Annotated in this window: 13 protein-coding genes and 2 pseudogenes; 4 read left to right on the top strand and 11 right to left on the bottom strand. The window is 74.8% G+C overall.

The annotated features are described in order from the left end of the window. Positions 1-16 precede the first annotated feature (16 nt). The 5 genes from ACZ45Z_RS12505 to ACZ45Z_RS12485 all read right to left on the bottom strand — a co-directional run bounded on the left by ACZ45Z_RS12505 (position 17) and on the right by ACZ45Z_RS12485 (position 5,256). A complete protein-coding gene (locus ACZ45Z_RS12505; protein WP_468360437.1) occupies positions 17-1,198 on the bottom strand; it encodes a P1 family peptidase in 1,182 nt (393 codons plus the stop codon). Between the two features lie 32 nt (positions 1,199-1,230). Continuing rightward, positions 1,231-2,046 carry a L,D-transpeptidase family protein gene (locus tag ACZ45Z_RS12500; RefSeq protein ID WP_468360434.1) on the bottom strand — a complete coding sequence of 272 codons (816 nt, stop codon included), beginning with the start codon at positions 2,044-2,046 and terminating at the stop codon, positions 1,231-1,233. A 424-nt stretch (positions 2,047-2,470) separates the two neighbouring features. Then, the gene (locus tag ACZ45Z_RS12495) at positions 2,471-3,628 is read right to left on the bottom strand and encodes a low temperature requirement protein A (RefSeq protein ID WP_468360431.1); all 1,158 of its coding nucleotides are present in this window, start codon (positions 3,626-3,628) and stop codon (positions 2,471-2,473) included. 14 nt (positions 3,629-3,642) lie between these two features. Continuing rightward, positions 3,643-3,987, bottom strand: coding sequence for a nuclear transport factor 2 family protein (locus tag ACZ45Z_RS12490; RefSeq protein ID WP_468360428.1), 345 nt, complete (start codon positions 3,985-3,987; stop codon positions 3,643-3,645). Between the two features lie 237 nt (positions 3,988-4,224). Further along, positions 4,225-5,256, bottom strand: coding sequence for a methyltransferase (locus ACZ45Z_RS12485; protein WP_468360425.1), 1,032 nt, complete (start codon positions 5,254-5,256; stop codon positions 4,225-4,227). A gap of 190 nt (positions 5,257-5,446) precedes the next feature. On the opposite strand from ACZ45Z_RS12485, the gene ACZ45Z_RS12480 reads away from it, so the two are divergent. Then, a complete protein-coding gene (locus tag ACZ45Z_RS12480) occupies positions 5,447-6,706 on the top strand; it encodes an amidohydrolase (RefSeq protein ID WP_468360422.1) in 1,260 nt (419 codons plus the stop codon). A 69-nt stretch (positions 6,707-6,775) separates the two neighbouring features. Here ACZ45Z_RS12480 and ACZ45Z_RS12475 read toward each other — a convergent pair whose 3' ends face one another. The 3 genes from ACZ45Z_RS12475 to ACZ45Z_RS12465 are packed head-to-tail and all read right to left on the bottom strand — an operon-like array spanning position 6,776 to position 9,640. Next, entirely contained in the window at positions 6,776-7,990 is a 1,215-nt protein-coding gene (locus ACZ45Z_RS12475; RefSeq protein ID WP_468360419.1) for an NAD(P)/FAD-dependent oxidoreductase, read from the bottom strand. A gap of 34 nt (positions 7,991-8,024) precedes the next feature. Continuing rightward, the gene (locus ACZ45Z_RS12470) at positions 8,025-8,849 is read right to left on the bottom strand and encodes a sulfite exporter TauE/SafE family protein (RefSeq protein WP_468360416.1); all 825 of its coding nucleotides are present in this window, start codon (positions 8,847-8,849) and stop codon (positions 8,025-8,027) included. Further along, positions 8,834-9,640, bottom strand: coding sequence for a GntR family transcriptional regulator (locus ACZ45Z_RS12465; protein WP_468360413.1), 807 nt, complete (start codon positions 9,638-9,640; stop codon positions 8,834-8,836). Before ACZ45Z_RS12465 ends, ACZ45Z_RS12470 begins: the two co-directional genes overlap by 16 nt. A 194-nt stretch (positions 9,641-9,834) precedes the next feature. Here ACZ45Z_RS12465 and ACZ45Z_RS12460 point away from each other — a divergent pair, with 194 nt between their 5' ends. Continuing rightward, entirely contained in the window at positions 9,835-11,220 is a 1,386-nt protein-coding gene (locus ACZ45Z_RS12460) for a rhodanese-like domain-containing protein (RefSeq protein WP_468360410.1), read from the top strand. A 174-nt stretch (positions 11,221-11,394) separates the two neighbouring features. After that, the gene (locus tag ACZ45Z_RS12455; RefSeq protein ID WP_468360407.1) at positions 11,395-11,916 is read left to right on the top strand and encodes an AMP-binding protein; all 522 of its coding nucleotides are present in this window, start codon (positions 11,395-11,397) and stop codon (positions 11,914-11,916) included. Between the two features lie 10 nt (positions 11,917-11,926). Here ACZ45Z_RS12455 and ACZ45Z_RS12450 read toward each other — a convergent pair whose 3' ends face one another. From ACZ45Z_RS12450 to ACZ45Z_RS12440, 3 genes and pseudogenes are all read right to left on the bottom strand, one after another. Beyond that, positions 11,927-13,729: an ABC transporter ATP-binding protein gene (locus ACZ45Z_RS12450; protein ID WP_468360800.1), complete on the bottom strand. Its 1,803-nt coding sequence runs from the start codon at positions 13,727-13,729 to the stop codon at positions 11,927-11,929. 107 nt (positions 13,730-13,836) lie between these two features. Beyond that, positions 13,837-14,379 (bottom strand): annotated as a pseudogene (locus ACZ45Z_RS12445) (ABC transporter permease); the annotation flags it as partial. A gap of 11 nt (positions 14,380-14,390) precedes the next feature. Continuing rightward, a pseudogene (locus ACZ45Z_RS12440) lies at positions 14,391-15,518 on the bottom strand (ABC transporter substrate-binding protein); the annotation flags it as partial. Between ACZ45Z_RS12440 and ACZ45Z_RS12435 the strand changes: the two are divergent. Continuing rightward, complete coding sequence (locus ACZ45Z_RS12435) at positions 15,415-16,236, top strand: alpha/beta hydrolase (protein ID WP_468360404.1); 822 nt, start codon at positions 15,415-15,417, stop codon at positions 16,234-16,236. The pseudogene ACZ45Z_RS12440 and the gene ACZ45Z_RS12435 overlap by 104 nt on opposite strands. The last annotated feature ends 883 nt before the right edge of the window (positions 16,237-17,119 follow it).

Below are 17,119 nucleotides of genomic sequence, written 5' to 3'. Positions count from 1 at the left end.
TCTACCACCGGTTACTTCACGAGGGCGCGGGGGCGTCGGGGACCGCCCCGTACAGATCCGCGTAGGACGGGAAGAGGCCGCCGGGGCCGTCGACCGTCTCCGCCGCGAGCGCGGCCTTCACCACGGCACGGGTCACGGCATCCGCACCGGCGGCCAGTATGTCGTTGAGCGCCCCCGCTTCCCGGTGCACTCCGAACGCCGGGTCGGCGTACGCCTCCTCGGCCACCAGCGACCGGTCGCCGGTCGACAGCGCGAAGACCGTGTCGCCGTCGGACAGCAGATGCACCGGGCGGACGGCCCGGGCCAGGCCGTCGTGCGCGGTGCCGGCCAGCTTGTGCGCCTGGGCGCGGGTCAGGGCGGCGTCGGTGGCGACGACCACGAGAGTGGTGTTGAGCGGCGGGCGCACGGAGGCGGCCGAGCGGGCCCCCGAGACCTCCCGCGCCTCGGCCAGTTGGCGCCGGGCCGCGGCGTGCGCCGCGGGGGAGGGGAAGGCGTCCGGACCCTCGGGCAGCCGGCCGTACAGGGCGCCGGTGTCCGGGTCGGCGAGCGAGCCCGCCGCGTTGACCGCGACCAGCGCGGCCACGGTGACGTCCGAGGGCAGGACCACACTCGCCGTCCCGATACCGCCCTTCATGCCGCCGGCCACCGCCCCCGTGCCGGCGCCGGTGTTGCCCTCGCCGACCGGCGCCCCCGGCCCCGTACCCGCCGCGGCCTCGACCGCCGCCCGGCCCAGCGCCGCGTCCGGCCGGGCCCGCCAGTCACCGCCGCGCCCCAGATCGAACAGCGCCGCCGCCGGCACCACCGGCACCACCTGCGCCGGATCGGGACCGACCCGGAAGCCGCGCCCGCGCTCCTCCAGCCACCCGGCGACGCCCGAGGCCGCCTCCAGCCCGAAGGCGCTGCCGCCGGTCAGGACGACCGCCTCGACGCGCGGCACGAGATTGCGCGGGTCCAGCGCGTCGGTCTCCCGCGTGCCGGGCCCGCCACCGCGCACGTCGACGGCGGCCACGACACCGCCCTCGGGGCCGAGCACGACGGTGGTGCCCGTCAGCCAGCCGTCCCCGGCCCGCCCGGCATGCCCCACCCGCAGTCCGGCCACGTCCGTCAGCGCGTCGCGCGGACCGGACCGAAGGCCCGCCCGCGCCGCCCGCTCCCGCCGCCCGTCCTGCCCGTCCGGTCCCCGCCGCGCGTCAGCCATGCGTCATGGGTACCACGCCGCCCGGCGGACGGTCAGTGCGCGTCCGGACCCATCACGATGACCGGGTGCTGGGCCGGGTCGAGGAGGCGCAGCAGTTCCCTCATCGCCTCGGGCTTGAGGCTCACACAGCCCTGGGTGGGGCCGTCGTGGTCGACGTGCAGCCAGACGCCGCCGCCCTTGGCGAAGCCCTGGGGGCGGCGCGTGTCCAGCGGCGAACTGCCCGGGACCCGGTTGTAGTTGATCGCGATGACGTAATCGAACGCGCCGGCCAGCGGCTCGCCCTCCACGCCGGTGCCGTTGGCCACGAAGTTGCCGTTGTGGTCGTAGGGCAGCTTGGTGCCCGGGGGAGCCGGCAGCCGGCCGCCCGCGTCGGTGAGCGTGAAGACGCCCTGGGGGGAGCGCAGGTCGCCGTAGTGGTGGTCGTCGGTCCAGCCGTGTGCGGCGTTGTGCGCCGACCAGGTGGGGCCCGGCCGCCAGTCCTCGGAGTCCTTCGCCCGGGTGTAGAGAACGACCCGGGAGTCGTGCGATTCGGTCCCCTTGCCCGTGACGACCAGCACCTGGCGCGTGGTGGCCGGTATCCGCTTCCGGGCGGCCTCGCTCAGCTCCGGGATCCGGCGCGGGGCCTGCGCCGCGTTTGGTACGGCCCGCATGGCGGGGGGCCGATGGGAGGCGCTGACGGACTTCGGCGCACCGTTCTTCGCCTCGGCCCGGCCGTCGTTGTCATCACCCGACGCCGGCCAGGCCCACAGGGCGGTACCGACCAGCGTGGTGAGGGCGAGACCGCCGACTGCCTTGCTGCGCCGGGACAGTCTCTTGCATACGCGGGACTGAGCGTGGCGGGCGGCCATGGCTGGCTTCTCCTCAGGTACGGACGGGTGGACAGCCCGTGCGGGATGTCCCTGTGAGGGATACCCGCAGGCATAAATAGGGCAATCTGCACCCTACCTCGTTCGCGCCGCCGTCCCGCCGCCGCTCTCCGTGAAAGGAGGGGAGCGAGAGGTCGGCGTTCCCGGAAGTCGGGCCGCCCAAAGGGGAATTGAGGTGCGTCGCGGGGGCGGGGGTGCAGGTGGGGGCGATGCCGCGACCTCCGCTGAAGATGGCCGAATATTCACCCAACTGGAGCCATCCGCTCGCAGGTTGACGCACCGTGACTGGCCGTCAGCCACGCGGCGCGTAGGGAGGGCACCCGGCCGGCGGACGGGCCCCGCGCCGCCCGCCACGTACGGCCGTTCGGCACGCTTACGGGGGAACCGGGCCCGGGCGCCGGGCGCGCTACGCCTCCAGGGCCGTCCCCTGCAACGCCGTCAAGGTCGCGCCGACGGCCACCGTGACGGAGGCCACCAGGCCCGCCGCCAGCACCGCGTAATGCCCGCCGAACGTGCACGCCAGCACCAGCACCGACGACACCGGCAGCACGAGCTGCTGCGCCACGCCCCGCTTCTGGTGCCGGGAATGGATCAACCACACCGTGAACAGGAACAGCGCGGCCGGCACCGTCACACACGCCGACGCCGCGAACGTCGACAGATGCGCCTTGCCGACCGACTCCTCCACCGCGATCTCGATGCCCGCGCCCACCGCGGCCGCCGAGCCGTACACCAGGTAGTGGCCGTAGCCCCATACGAACGCCTGGCGGTTGGAGCGCAGGTGAAGGTGGATGGGCACCGCGAAATAGATCCAGTACGCGGCGAACACCAGCAGCAGGCCGCCGCCCGCGAGCGGCAGCAGCGTGCCGAGCTCGTCGTTCTCGTCCAGCGCCGACTGCACGGCGACCGTCGCCGCCGCGATCGTCTCGCCCAGCACGATGATGGTGAACAGGCCGTAGCGCTCGGCGATGTGCCGCGGATGCCAGGCCGTCTGCCGCCCCCACTCGGCCAGCGCCGGAACGGACATCTCCAGCAGGGCCAGCGCCAGGAACGCCCACGGGGTGGCGTCCTCCGGCAGGAACAGCAGCGCCAGCCAGCCGGCCTGGCACAGGCTCACCCCCAGCGCGTAGCGCAGCGCGGTACGCCGCTCGGTGCCCTCGCTGCCGTGCGCGGCCCGCAGCCACTGGGCGACCATCGCCAGCCGCATCACCACATAGCCGAACCAGACCACGGCGAAATCGCTGTCGTTGAAGGCGCGCGGCACGCCCGCCGCCAGGATCAGCACGCCGGCGATCTGTACGAGCGTCACCACCCGGTAGAGCGCGTCGTCGGTGTCGTACGCCGACGAGAACCAGGTGAAGTTCATCCACGCCCACCAGACCGCGAAGAAGAGCATGACGTAACCGGTCACGCCGTGGCCCGGGTGGCCCTCCGCCAGCGCGTGCACGAGCTGGCGGCCCGCCTGGGCGATCGCCACGACGAAACACAGGTCGAAGAACAGCTCCAGCGGGGTGGCGGCGCGGTGCGCCTCGGCACGGCTGCGCGCCCGCATCACGACCGGCACGTCGGCTCCTCCCGTCAGCCGGTGATGCGCATCAGGGCGATCCGGTCGCCGTCCACGGTGAACGCGAAATCGGACGGGCCGTTGAAGCCGGCGCCGCCGACCTGGGTGCTGACGGTCGTCGTGGCGCCGTGGACGCGTGCGCCGGTCACGTCGAGGGTGACCCGCTTGCCGATGAACTCGGCGTCGCTCCAGCCGCGGATCGCGTCGTGGCCGTGGAACTCGCGCCCCCAGTCGTCGACGACCCCGTCGTCTGCGAACGCCGCGACGAATCCGTCGGCGTCGCCACCGTTGGCACAGTCCAGCGCGCGCCGGACGGGGGCGGGCAGTTCGGCGCCGACGGGGGTGGAGGCGCTGGCCATACGGGCTCCTTGCGGGGCGGTGTGGGGGCGGGGACCGGGCGGGGCGGGGTCGGGGCGGGGGTGTGGGATCAGTACAGCCTGGGTGGGCGGCGGGGGCGGTCAGGTGGCGTGGGGGCGGCGTGTCGTGTCGTGAGCGGTTGGTTGTGGCGGGGGTGCCGCCGGGGGCGGCGGGGTCGGTGTGCGTCCCCTCCGGCCCCCCGCCCCACCAACCCACCGCGCCGTCGGCCCGGCCACGCCTCACTCCGCTACGGCCTCCAAGATCGACGGAAAGGCCGGCGTCGGCCGTATTCGGGTCAGGCGGAAGCCGCCGGCGGACAGGAGGAGGGCGAAGTCCTCGGCGTTGCGTTCCTGGCCGTCGGCCAGGGCCATCATGGCGACGTCCATCGTCTTGCCGAAGTGGGGCGCGTTGCCCGGGGGCAGGACGCAGTCGATGATCAGCAGGCGGGCGCCCGGAGCCGTGGCGGCGTGGCAGGTGCGCAGGATGCGGCGGCACGCCTCGTCGGGCCAGTCGTGCAGGACGTGCTTGAGGAGGTAGACGTCGCCGCCTTTGGGGACGGACGTGAAGAAGTCGCCCTCCTGGGTGCGCCAGCGCCCCTTCAGGTCGTCGGTGTCGAGCAGGTGGTGGGCCAGCGGCGGTGCCTGGTCGAAGAGGATGCCGGTCAGGCCCGGGTGGCGGCGCAGGACGGCGCGCAGCAGGCCGCCGCGGCCGCCGCCGACGTCGACGACCGTGCCGGTGGCGGGGAAGGGGTAGGTGGCGACGACCGCGTCGTCGACCGGGCCGGCGAGTGAGGACATCCCGTCGTCGAAGAGTTCCCGCTTGTCGGGGTCGGACAGCAGATGGTCGAAGAACGGCGTCCCGAAGATCCGCTCGAAGGACGCGCCGCCGTGCCGTACCGCCTCCGGCATGCCCGCCGACGTCCGCTGGAACAGCTCGTCGGTGAGCATCATGACGGCGGGGTGCAGGGAGCCGGGCGCGTCGGTGCGCAGCGGGGCCGCGGACGGGGTGAGCTGGTAGGCGCCCATGGCGTCCTCGCGGAAGATGCCGCGCGCGGCGAGGTAGCGCAGGACGCGGCGCAGGTGCGGGGCGTGCGTGCCGGTGGCGGCGGCCAGTTGTTCGGGAGTGCGGGGGCCGGCGGAGAGGTGGTCGGCTATGCGGTAGTGGGCCGCGGTGCGCAGGGCGGCGGAGAAGAGATGGCCCATGGCCTGGTCCATGAGGTGGGCCGCGATGTCGTGGGGCTCGCCGGTCGGTAGGTTGGGTGTAGTGGCCAACGTCAGCCTCCGGTCATCGTCTTGGACAGACTGATCCACGGTCGCAGCAGCGTGCCGCGCTGTCACGGGAAGGGCCCGGGCCACCAGCGAAGTCCGGCCAGCGGCGGGGTCGCGCGGGGGGTCGCGGCCGGCCGGACGGGGGCGCGGGGGCACCCGCGCGGGGCGGGGCGTTTCGTGGTCGAATGCCGGGATGAGCGACAGTGACCGCACCTCTCCCGCTTCCGTCCTGGCCCCGCTCGGCGCCCGCCTCGCGGACCTCGTGGCGCTCTACGAAGACCTGCACCGCCACCCCGAACTCGGCTTCCAGGAACACCGGACGGCCGCGGAGGCCGCCCGCAGGCTGACCGCGTACGGCTACGAGGTCACCACCGGCATCGGCGGCACCGGCGTGACCGGTGTGCTGCGCAACGGCCCGGGCCCGGTGGTGCTGTTGCGGGCCGATATGGACGCGTTGCCCGTCGCCGAGCGCACCGGCCTGGAGTACGCCTCGACGGTGCCCGGCCGGATGCACGCCTGCGGGCACGACGTGCACGTGACGTGTCTGCTGGGCGCCGCCGATCTGCTGGCGGGGGGCCGGGAGCGGTGGTCGGGGACGCTGGTCGCGCTGTTCCAGCCGGCCGAGGAGGTCGGCAACGGTGCGCGGGCGATGCTGGACGACGGCCTCTACAGCAAGAACCTGGTGCCCACGCCCGATGTGGTGCTCGCCCAGCACGTCGCGCCGTTCGGGGCGGGCCTGATCGCGTACTGCCCGGGGGCGTGCATGGCCGCCGCCGACAGTCTGGAGATCACCTTCCACGGCAGCGGCGGGCACGGGTCGCGGCCCGAGACGACCGTCGATCCGATCGTGATGGCGGCGTCGTTCGTGCAGCGGGTGCAGTCCGTCGTGGCCCGGGAGGTCGCGCCCAAGGACCAGGCGGTCGTCACCGTCGGCTCCTTCCACGCCGGGGACAGCGCCAATGTCATTCCCGACCGGGCCGTGGTCCGGCTCAGTGTCCGCAGTTTCGACGAGGCGGTACGCGAGCGGCTGCTGGCGGCCGTCGACCGTGTCGCGCGGGCGGAGGCCGCCGCCTCGGGCGCGGAGCGGGCGCCCGACACGGAGATCCTGGATTCGTTCCCGGTCACCGTCAACGACGCGCGGACGCTGCGGAAGGTCAACGAGGCGTTCACCGAACTCTTCGGTGAGCAGCGGCTGTTCGCCTACGATCCGGCGTCCGGCAGTGAGGACGCCGGACTGCTGGCGACGGCCGCTCAGGCGCCGCTGTATTACTGGTGGCTGGGCGGCTGGGACCCGGAGGAGTTCCGTACGGCGCTGGCGGCGGGCCGGCTGGCGCAGGACGTGCCGTCCAACCATTCGGCCCGGTTCGCGCCGCTGCCCCGGCCGACGCTGGCCATGGGCGTCGAGGCGCTGACGGTCGCGGCGCTGAGCCGGCTGGAGCCGGCGGACGGGTGAGGCCGCGCCCTCCCGGCGGGCCGGCGCTCCGGGAGGGGTGTGTGGCGTGGCCGTCCGGCCACCGGTGGCTCAGGCCACGCCCTTGAGCATGGCCTTGAAGTAGAGCTGCGGCAGCCCGTAGCGCTTGAGGAACCACATGTCGGTGCGTTCGCGGGTGGTGTCGAGGAACGGGATCGAGGGGGCCGGCCGCAGGTCGTAGTCGAATTCGGCGAGCAGCATTTTGTGCCGGGCGGTGACCAGGGGGCAGGAGGTGTAGCCGTCGTAGCGGGCGGTGGCGGGCCGGCCGCGCAGCCCGGCGAGGAGGTTGGCGACGACGACGGGGGCCTGTTTGCGGATGGCGGCGCCGGTCTTGGAGGTGGGCAGGTGGGCCACGTCGCCGAGCACGAAGATGTCGGGGTGGTCGGGGTGCTGGAGGGTTTCCCGGTCGGCCTTGACGTACCCGTGGGGGGAGTCGGGGTCGGCGAGCGGGCCGTCGGCCAGCCATTGGGGGGCGCGCTGCGGCGGCACGGCGTGCAGCAGGTCGTAGCGGACGGTCTCGGTGGTGCCGGTGGCGTGATCGGTCAGCCGCGCCTCGCGGGCCGCGCCGTCCAGGCCGGTCATCTCCGAACGCAGCCGCACCTCGATGCCGTACCGCCGGGCTGTCTCCTCCAGGACCCGTGAGAAGACCGGCACCTTGAACAGGGTGGGCTCCGGAATCACCAGGATCACGCGAATCGCGTCCAGGACGCCCCGCTTGCGCCAGTGGTCGGCCGCCAGGTACGCGATCTTCTGCGGCGCCCCGCCGCATTTGACCGGCCCGGACGGCATGGTGAACACGGCCGTGCCGCGCCGCATCCGGCGGATCAACTCCCAGGTGAGCGGGGCCAGGTCGGGCCGGTAGTTGCTGCTCACGCCGCCGTGGCCGAGGGCGCCGGCCAGGCCCGGCACGCCGTCCCAGTCCAGGCTCAGTCCGGGGGCGAGGACGAGGCGTTCGTAGGACAGGACGCGGCCGGAGGCGGTGGTGACCGTGCGGGCGTCCGGGTCGACGGCGGTGGCGCGCTCGCGCAGCCAGCGGACGCCGGGCGGGATGACGTCCGCCTCGGTGCGCAGCGAGGCACGCAGCGGGGCCTGCCCGCCGCCGACGAGCGTCCACAGCGGCTGGTACCAGTGCGTCTCGGACGGCTCCAGGAGCGCGATGTCGCGGACGCCGGCGCGGCGTAAGCGGGCGGCGACCGTGATGCCGGCGGTGCCGCCTCCGACGATGACGACGTGGTGGTGGGCCGGGCCGGCGGGGGCGGGCGTCATGGGGTCCTCCTGGGGACGGGCGGGATCGGTGGGGTCACAGGTGCGGGAGGGTGGTCGCCGCCAGGGTGACGGCGAGGACGGTGACGACGGCGGCGAAAGCGGTCGTCAGGACGTGCGGGGGCAGCCGGGTGGTGAGCCGGTTGCCGAGGTAGCTGCCGGCCGCCGCGCACGCCGCGAGGCCGGCCAGCAGCGGCCAGTCCAGTGCGCCTCCGCCGGCCCGGGCGGCCAGGGCGGTGGCGGAGTTGACGAGGATGACCAGGAGCGAGGTGCCGATGGCGACGGGCATCTCCAGGCCCAGTACGAGGGTGAGGGCGGGGACGACGACGAAGCCGCCGCCGACGCCGAAGAAGCCGGTGAGCAGCCCGACGGCCAGGGCGGTCACGGTGACGCGGGCGGCCCGGGAGGCGGGAGCGGCGGCCGGGCCCGGCGGCGGTGCGGGCGCCGTCCGGGCGCCGCCCGGTGGCGACGCGGCGACCGCCGGCCGCCGCTCCCGCCGGGCCCGGGTGAGCAGCGCGGCGGCGACGGCGACCATCAGCCCGGCGAAGGCCGCCATCAGCACCGTCGCCTCCAGGGACGCGCTCCACCGGGAGCCGAGGTAGGTGCCGGCGGTGCCCAGCGCCCCGAAGGCGGTGCCGGCCGCCCACCGGACGCGGCCCGCGCGGGCGTGGCAGGCCAGCCCGGTGCCGGCACCGACCGCGACCACCACCAGCGCCCCGGCCGTCGCCTCGTGCGGCGACTGGCCCAGCAGATAGACCAGCGCGGGCACCGCGAGGACGGAACCGCCGCCGCCGAGGGCGCCCAGCAGCAGGCCGATCAGCAGCCCGCACGGGAGCGCCGTCGCGGCTAAGACGACGGACATGAGGCCCGCGGGGCGAGCGCCGCGGCCCGGCTGTCGTCGGACCACTCGGAGACGAACGCGAACCGGTCGCCGCGGACGACCGTCTCGCGCCACTCCACCGGCCGCTGCCCGGCCCGGCCCAGCCGCTCGATGCCGAAGGCCGCCTCCCGGTCGGCCAGCCCCAGCAGCCACGCCTGTCGGATGTCCGGCAGGAACGGATGGACGCGCTCGCGGCCGCCGGTGACCTTCACCCCGCAGCGCCGCGACAGCTCCCCGTAGAGCGAGGTGTGCCCGAAGTCGGCGTCCAGCAACGGCTCGGCGACCTCCGCGGGCAGGTACGCGGTGTCGTGGGCGAGCGGTTCGCCGTCCGCGAGCCGCAGCCGCTCCAGCACGATCAGCGGCGCGTCCGGGACGAGGCCCAACTGCTCGGCGACCGTCCCGTCGGCCGTCCGCTCCAGCCGCAGCACCTCGCTGCGCTGCTCCACGCCCTGCCCCTCCAGATCGCGGAAGAGGCTGTAGAGGGAGCCGAGCGGCTGCTGTATGCGCCGGGTGTCCAGCCGGCTGGCGCGGCCGCGCTCGGCGATCACCAGGCCGTCGGCGCGCAGTTTGCGCAGGGCCTCGCGGACGGTGTGCCGGCTGACCTCGTACTCGGTGGTGAGCCGGTGCTCGGCCGGGAACTCGTCGGTGAACGCGCCCGCTTCCATGCGGCGGCGCAGGTCGGCGGACAACTGGGCCCACAGGGGCAGCGGCGAGCGCCGGTCCAGGGGACGCGGCCCGTGTGCGCCGGCCGGCGGCTCGGCGGCGGTCGTCATGGTTCGGTCCCTCCGGGACTGTCACGCTGCTGATACGGCATCAACGCGGGCGGCGAGCAGGTGTGTTGGGCGGCTCGGACTTGTCGCCGTCGCCACGGGCTCCCTAATGTACGTACATCCGTGCATCCGCACAACGCACCCTGCCCGAGCGGGCCGAGCCGCGCACGGGCGCCGCGCACCACTGGAGGCCGACCGTGCATTTCGCGCAGTACTACCTCGACTGCCTCTCCCAGGCGTCGTATCTGATCGGCGACGAGACCACCGGACGCGCCGTCCTCGTCGACCCGCGCCGCGACATCGACGACTACCTGGGCGACGCCGAAGCGGCCGGCCTGCGCATCGAACTCGTCATCGAGACGCACATTCACGCCGACTTCCTCTCCGGCCACCTCGAACTCGCCCGCGCCACCGGCGCCGCCATCGCCTTCGGCGAGGCCGCCACGACCGGCTTCCCCATACGGCGGTTACGCGACGGCGAACGCCTCACCCTCGGCGGCGACGGCCCGGGAGAGGCCGGTGGGGTCACCCTGACCGTCCTGGCCACCCCCGGCCACACCCCCGAGTCGATCTGCCTGGTCGTCCGGGAACACCCCGAGGACGCCGTGCCGTTCGGCGTGCTGACCGGCGACACCCTCTTCGTCGGCGATGTGGGCCGCCCCGACCTGCTCTCGTCCGCCGGCCACAGCCCCCAGGACATGGCGGCACGCCTGCACCACTCCCTGCACACCAAACTCCTCACCCTCCCGGACGCCACCCGGGTCTTCCCCGCCCACGGCGCCGGCTCGGCCTGCGGTCGCAGCCTCTCCACCGAGACCAGCTCCACCATCGGCGACCAGCGCCGTCTCAACTACGCCCTGCAGCCCATGCCCCGGGACGACTTCGTCCGCCTCGTCACCGCCGGCCAGCCGGCCACCCCCGGCTACTTCGCGCACGACGCGGCCCTCAACCGCGACGGCCACCCGCTCCTGGAGACCGCCCCGACGGCCGCCCTGACCCTCGACGAGGCGCTGGCGGCCCGCGACGCACACGGTGCCGTCCTGCTCGACTGCCGCCCCCTGGCCGCCTACACCCGCGCCCACCTCGCCGGCTCGCTGCACACCAGCCTCGACACCCGGTTCGCGGAGTACGCCGGCACCGTGGTGGCCCCCGGCACCCCCATCGTGCTGCTCGCCGACCCCGGCAAGGAGACCGAGGCCCGCCTGCGCCTGGCCCGTATCGGCTACGACCGCGTCCTCGGCCACCTCCGCGACCCGGCCGCCGCACTGGCCCGCGAACGCGCGCTGACCACCCGCAGTCACCGCATCGGCATCGAGGAACTCGCCGACACCGACGGTCAGTTGATCGACGTCCGCAACCCGTCCGAGTACGCGGCGGGGGCCCTGCCGGGCGCCCGTAACATTCCGCTGGCCGCGCTCCCCGAGAGCATCGCGGACCTGGACCCGGACCGCCCGGTCGTCCTGTACTGCCGCAGCGGCAACCGGTCGGTGATCGCGGCGGCCCTCCTGGAGGCGCGGGGCTTCCCCCGCGTGTGCGACGTGGTGGGGGGATACGAGGCGGCGGCGGGCGCGCGCGTCGGATAAACGGGCACCCGCGTCGGGTAAACGGGCACGTGTGAGCGGGTCGAGTTGACGGGCGCGTGTGGGCGGGCGTGGTGACGGGCGCGTGCGGGCGGGCCGGGGCCACCTCGGGGCTGTACAGCGGACGTTCAGCGATCGTTGATCGGTCAACTCCATGCTGATCGCATGTTGCGCCGTGTGAGCTCAGAACGTGCAGAGGACGCCAGGGAGATACCGGACCCGCAGGCGTCGCGGGTCGCCCTGACCTGGTCCGGGGAACCGGGCCGGAGGGAGGAGCTGACGCACGGCATGCTCCTGGACCAGGCGCAGCGGGCCGCCGCCGCGCTGCGCCGGTTCGGCGTGCGGGCCGGCGACCGGGTCGCGGTGCACCTGCCCCTGGTGCCCGAATCGGTGATCGCCACCCTCGCCTGCGGCCGCCTCGACGCGATCCGTACCACCCTGCCCGTCTCGCTGACGGTGCACGAACTCGTCGCCCGGACGCGGGAGTCGGACGCCCGGGTGCTGATCACCGCCGACGCGGCGTTCTGGGACGGCGCCGTGCGGCCCGTGAAGGCGGTGCTCGACCACGCACTGGCACGCGGCGGCTCGGCGCGCGGCGGGCACGACCGCAAGGTGCTGGTGGTCAACCGCTGCGCGCGCCCGGTGTCGTGGACGCCGGGCCGCGACCGGTGGTGGCACGAAGCGCTCTACGAGAACTGAGCGCACCCGCTCACCTCAGCGACGGCTCTCTCCCGGCCGCCGCCAGCAAGGAGGCGGTGAACGGATGGGACGGCGCGGTCAGCACCCGGCGGGCCGGGCCCTCCTCGACGACCTCGCCGCCGTCCAGGACCGCGATCCGGTCCGCCAGCGCCGCGGCCGTGTCCAGATCGTGCGTGATCAGCACCAGCGTCGTCCCGGCCCGCTCACGCGGCAGGGCGCCGAGCAGTGCGACGACGGCCCGGCGGCTCACCGCGTCCAGGCCCGAGGTGATCTCGTCACACACCAGCACCCGGGGCCGGGCCAGCAACGCCCGGGCCAGCGCCGCCCGTTGCAGCTCACCACCCGACAGTAGGCCGGGCGGCCGGGCGCACAGCTCACCGTCCAGACCGACCCGGGCGAACTCCGCCCGCGTCTCCTCCAGAGCCGCGGCCGTCGGCACGCCCCGCAGCCGCACCGCGGTCCGCGCGGACTGCGCCAGCACCGTCCGGTGCTCGTCGAACGCCGCCCGCGCGTCCTGGAACACGTACTGCACCGCCGCGACCTGCGCCGACGACCGGCTACGCACACTGGGCGGGAGGGCGTCCCCGTCCAGCGTCACCGCCCCGTCCCAGTCACGGTGCAGCCCCGCCAGGCACCGCCCGAGCGTCGTCTTGCCGCTGCCGGACCGCCCGACGACGGCCAGACACGCACCGGCCCCGACGTCGAGCGCGACGTCCCGCAGGGCCACTGCGGTGCCGCGGGCGGACGGAGGGGAGCCGGGAGGGGAGCCGGGAGGGTGGCCGTCCGGGTGGGTGGGGCGGTGGGCGTCGGTGCGGCCGCGCGTGCGGTAGCGGGCGGCGGTGATGCGGAGGCGCAGGGCGGGGGCGGTGTTGGTGGTGGGGTCGTGGGCGGGGCGGGAGGTGTCCGCGGGCGCGTACGGGGCGCTGTGCGGGTCTGTGACCGTGGGTGGGGCCGGGCAGGCGACCGCGGCCGGCTCGGGGTGCGGGCGCGGCGGCCGCGGCCGCGGCCGCCCGTCGGGCGCCCCCGACAACTCCGCTTCCGCGTCCACCAATCGGCGCGTCCACGGGTGCTTCGGAGCGTCCAGGACCCGTCGCGCCGGGCCCGCCTCCACCACCCGGCCCGCACGCAGTACCACCACCTCGTCGGCCAGTTCCCGCACCACGTCCAGGTCGTGGCTGAGCAGCACCAGTGCGATGCCGCGGCGTGCCAGGCGGCCCAGTTCCGCCACGATGCGGCGTTTGGTCAGCGCGTCCTGGCCGGTCGTGGGCTCGTCGGCGACGATCACCCGGGCGCCCAGCAGCAGCGCCTGGGCCAGCACCACCCGTTGCTGCTGGCCGCCGGAGAGCTGGTGGGGGTAGCGGCGCAGCAGCGCCTCCCCCTCGGCGCCGCCCGGCAGTTGGGCGAGGACGAGGGCCTCCAGGACGCGGGCGCGGGCCGCCCGGCGGCGCTCGCGGCGGGGGAGCGCGACGAGCCCGGTCCGCGCGATGTCGTACAGCAGCGCGCCGACCCGCCGGGCCGGGTTGAGGACCGCCGCCGGATGCTGCGGCACGTAACCGACCGGGCCGCCGCCCGCCACGCCGACCCGCCCTTCGATCCGCGCCCCGGGCGGGTACTCGCCCAGCAGGGCGAGCCCGGTGGTCGTCTTGCCGCTGCCGGAGGCGCCGACCAGCGCGGTGACACCGCCGGCGCGGACGGCCAGCGAGACGCCGTCGACGATCGGGCGGCCGGCCACCTCGACACACAGCCCTTCGACGGACACGACCGTCCCGCCCGTCGGGTGTGCGCGGCTCGTCACGCCCGTCACGCCCGTCACGCCCGTCACGCTCGGTTCCCTTCGGCGGTCCACCGTCACCGGGCCCGTCCCCTCTCCCTCTTCTTCGTCATACGGCCCGTCGGGCGCCCCGCCCCACGCCCGTCCAACGCCGCGTCGCCGAGCAGGGCGTCGCCGTAGCCGACCGCGGTGGGCGGCAGCCAGCCGAGCCGCAACGCGAACACGAAGATCAGCAGCACGCCGAACGCGAACTCGGGAACGGCGTGGACCCCCAGCGTCAGGGAGCTGATCAGGCGGTCCGCCCGGCCGCCCGCCCGCCGCGCGGCCAGCACCCCCAGGCCCGTGCCGACCGGCAGCAGCAGCGTCACGGTGAGCGCCGCGAGCAGCAGCGTCGGGCCCAGACCCGCCGTCAGATGGTCCGCGACCGGGCGACCGGAGACCAGGGACCGCCCGAAGTCGCCGTGCAGCAGCGCTCCCGCCCAGTGCGCCAGCCGCTCCGGCGCCGGCCGGTCCAGCCGCATGCCGGCGCGGATCGCCGCGATCCGCGCCGGATCGGGCTGGTCACCGGCCAGCGCCACCGCCGCGTCGCCCGGCAGCGCCTCGGTGAGGGCGAACGCCACCAGGACGACGGCCGCGATCTGGGCCGCGCCCAGCAGCAGCCGCCGCACCACGAAGGACCGCAGGCCGCTCACGCGCGGGCCGCTCACACCAGCCAGACCTTGTCGAAGCGCGCCCAGTCCAGCGAGTTGGCCGGCGCCTGCCGCGCCACACCCCGCACCGTGCGCGCCGTGCTGACGATCCAGTCGGCGAACCCCCACACCAGGAACCCGCCCTCGGCGTGCAGCCTGCGCTGCATCCGCCCGTAGAGAGCGGTCCGCTCGGCGCGGTCGGCGCTGGACTGCGCCTGGCGGTAGAGCGCGTCGAAGTCCTTGTGCCGCCAGTGGGTGGCGTTGGTGGGGGAGCCGGTCAGCAGCCGCTGTGAGAGGTGCGTCTCGATGGGCATCGCGCCGGAGCGGTAGGAACACAGGGTGCCGGAGTCGAGGATGTCGCTCCAGTACGTGTCCGGGTCGCGGTGGCGCACCGTCACCCGCACGCCCGCCTTCGCCGCCTGGTCGCGGAAGATGCCGGCCGCCTCGGGGAAGCCGGCCGCGACGTCGGAGGTGTCGAGCGTGACGTGCAGGTTCTCGGCGCCGGCCGCTGTGAGCAGGTGGCGGGCGCGGTCGAGGTCCTGGGTGCGCTGCGGGAGGTCGCCGGCGTAGTAGGCGTAGCCCTTGCCGAACAGGTCGTTGCCGACCTCCCCCGCGCCGGACAGCGCGCCCCGCACCAGCTCCTCGCGGTCCGCGATCAGGAAGAACGCCTCCCGCACCCGCCTGTCGTCGAACGGCGGCCGGTCGGTCTTCATCGCGAACGCCTGCATGGCACTGTTCTTCAGCCGGATGATCCGCACCCGGCCGCCGCGCTCGTGGGCGCGGGCGGTGGTGGGGCTCAGCTCGTGCGCGTACTCCACCTGACCGCCCAGGAGCGCGTTGATCCGGGCGGACTCCTCACCGGCGGCCACGAACTCCAGCTCGTCCAGATACGGGGCGCCGTCCCAGTAGTCGTCAAAGCGGCGCAGTACGGTCCGCTTGCCGGGGGAGAACGAGACGAAGCGGAACGAGCCCGAGCCGACCGGTTGGGCGAAGGACGTGGTGCCCTCGGGCACGATGTACGCGCCGAACGCGGCCAGGATGTCGGGGAATTCGGCGGTGGGCCGCTTCAGCCGGAATTCTATGGTCCGCTTGTCCCGGGCCCGGCTCGCCCGGAGGTCTATCGGCTCCAGATCGGCCCGCGCGCTCCTACGCCAACGCGCCACCCTCTTCACCTGGCTGTCCCGCGACCCCGCCCGCTACCACCTCGGCCGTACGCCGCACGCCGTACGCGCCGCCTACACCCGGGCCAGGCGCGGCCTCGCCGCCCACCCCGCCGAAGGCTTCGGCCCCGCCGCCTTCGACCGCGCCGTCTACCGCGCCCTCGGACGCACGGAACGCTGGGCGGGCCTCGGGGACAGCCTGCACCGCTACCTCACCACCGGCTCCGCCGACGGCCTGCGCCCGGCCGACGACTTCACCGGCCCCGCCTCACGGACGTACGAAGCCGCCAACCGCGCCGTCAAATGCGCCGACGGCCCGGGCCCCACGCCCCGTCGCGTACTCGCCGACCTCCGCGCGCTCCGCCGACTCGACCCCCTGCCGCTCCTGACCGGCCTCGAAGCCGCCGCCTGCGCGTACTGGGAACGGCAACCCATCCGCCGCACCCCTCTCGGCAGCCCCCAGGCACCCCCGGCCCTGCTCGTCACCTCCTCCCACGACCCCGTCACCCCCACCGAGGGTGCCCACGCCCTCCGCCGCACCCTCCCGGGCTCGCGCCTGATCACCCTGGACGACGACTACTCCCACGGCGTCTTCGCCAGCCGCGGCAACTCCTGCGTCGACACCACGGTGGCGTCCTACCTCACGGCCGGCACCCTCCCACCCACCGACGTCCACTGCCCGGGCCCCGGCCTCCCGTAAGCCCCACCCGAGCCGACCCACCACCGCTCCGCCCCCACACCTCTCTTTCCCTCACCCACTGAGCCCCCCAAAACGGGCCCCACCCCCTCACCCCTCCCTAACGTGAGACCGTGCGCCGGCAAGCAGCCCCAGGAGCGGCCAGAGGAGCTGCCAGAGGCCAGCGGCGAGCAGCTAGCGGTGAACGGCGAATGGCGAGCTGCCAGCGGCGAGCGGCGAGCGGTGAATGGCGAATGGCGATTGGCGAATGGCGAGCGGCGAGCGGCGAGCGGCGAGCGGCCAGCGGCGAGCGGCCAGAGGAACGGCGAGCAGCCGGCGGTCAGCGGCGAGCAGGCGGCCGATGACCACTCCACCAAGCCCCCGGTCTCACGATGACCAGCCACCAAGCCCCCGGCCTCGCCGCCGAACCCGCCAACCGAAGGCCCGCCGGCCGAACCCGGCCCCCGAAGGCCCACCAGCCGCACCCGCCACCGCGAAGGCCCACCGGCCGCCACACAACTGGCCAACAGACCGCCCACCGACAGGCAGAAAGGACTGCGACCGATGGCCCGCCAAGAACGGTCCCGCCAACCCCTCCCCGGCACCGACCCGCACCGGCCGCTGAAGCGTGGCCATCCCTCGCAGAGCCCGCCCACGCGCCCCCGCGACGACCACCGCCCGCACCCCATACCCACCCACGACAGGGGACGCTAAGCCCTGTCGTCGAACTCCCTACCCCAGCCTTCAGCCGGGAGGCGGCTTGGGCCGGGAGGTGCCCTCAGCCCCGCGACGCCCTGCACGCGGCCCCCAGTTCTCGGCTTCGCTCGAACAGGGAGGGATCTCCCCCCGCCGCACCGGGCACAGACTTACGCACACCCAGCACGAGGGCCCGCGCCCGGCACGCCGA

It is taken from the genome of Streptomyces sp. NPDC031210 (assembly GCF_055570395.1).
This window is presented reverse-complemented; position numbering and strand designations above follow the sequence as displayed.